This is a genomic window from Poinsettia branch-inducing phytoplasma str. JR1 (genome assembly GCF_000309465.1).
GTDB classification, from domain to species: Bacteria; Bacillota_I; Bacilli_A; order Acholeplasmatales; family Acholeplasmataceae; genus Phytoplasma; species Phytoplasma pruni.
The window spans coordinates 1-1014 of sequence record NZ_AKIK01000077.1; the positions used below are offsets into that span (position 1 = coordinate 1).

General features: G+C 29.7%; 2 protein-coding genes. Both read left to right on the top strand.

Annotated elements, in window-relative coordinates:
* A partial coding sequence (locus ON17_RS03920; RefSeq protein WP_261974256.1) for a hypothetical protein occupies window positions 1-198 on the top strand: 198 nt, incomplete at its 5' end.
* Between the two features lie 85 nt (window positions 199-283).
* Window positions 284-889: a hypothetical protein gene (locus tag ON17_RS01925; RefSeq protein WP_017191822.1), complete on the top strand. Its 606-nt coding sequence runs from the start codon at window positions 284-286 to the stop codon at window positions 887-889.
* Window positions 890-1014: the final 125 nt, after the last annotated feature.

A 1014-nucleotide genomic window follows, 5' to 3' on the forward strand; every position in this document is an offset into this window, starting at 1 on the left:
AATATGAATAAAAAAATTAAGAAAAAAACAAACCTCAATGCTAACGAAACAAATAAAAATCAAAAAATTGAAACAATTCCCAATCCAAAACAAGAAAATATCAATATTGCGCCAACGAAAAAACTAAATTTCTTAAAAAAAATCGCTTACATAACGATCATTTTACATTTTATTTTACAAGTCATTATTATTTACTAAGACAATAAAATTCCTTGGTTAACGCAAGGAATCGACAATATTTTAAACTTAATTAAATCAATCATCCCAGGAGGAAGCAAATAATATGAACACAAACAACAAAAACAAAAACACACTTTTAACAATAATCGCGGCTATTATCGCACTCTTTTTCGTAGCTGCATCTATTTACGCTATCGCTAATTACTTTTTTAAACAAAAAAAGGAACAAATCAAAATAGCGACCGAAATTCCTTTATTTGACGTGGTAAGAACTGGCGGAAATAACGAAGATAAAGCCATTATACCTCTTCCCCTTCCAAATTTAAATCCTACAAAATACGCTCACACGGTTTCATTTGATCATGAAGCAATTTTAAACGATAACGGAATGGATATCGATACCCCGTTATATTTAAAATTAAAAATTACATATGACACCCATAACACTTTTAACAATCCATCAAACTTTTTCCCACACGAAGTTAAAGTTAACAACTCAACTTACGATGATACTAAACGCCCACAAATGATATTAAAAGACGGCAAAGGAGCGCTTCAAGTTCGCATCAATCTTGAACAAAAAGAAATTATTAATACTAAAAACCCTCAATTAACATTAATTTGTGATTACGAATTAGTTGACAAAGATGGCAACAGCTTTGGCGGCGGCACTCAAACTGTTGAAACTAAAATCGCTCAACATGCTTAATAAACCATTAAAAGACCAATCACTAATTGGTCTTTTTTTGTAGAAAGGAACTAAGATGACTATCAAAAAGAAATCAAATAAAAATTCAACTAATTTAATCATAATCATCATAATATCAATTATTT

What these genes read in the sequence shown, in the direction of transcription:
- ON17_RS01925 (WP_017191822.1), top strand. Translation starts at nt 284, where the DNA reads ATGAACACAAACAACAAAAACAAAAACACACTTTTAACAATAATCGCG.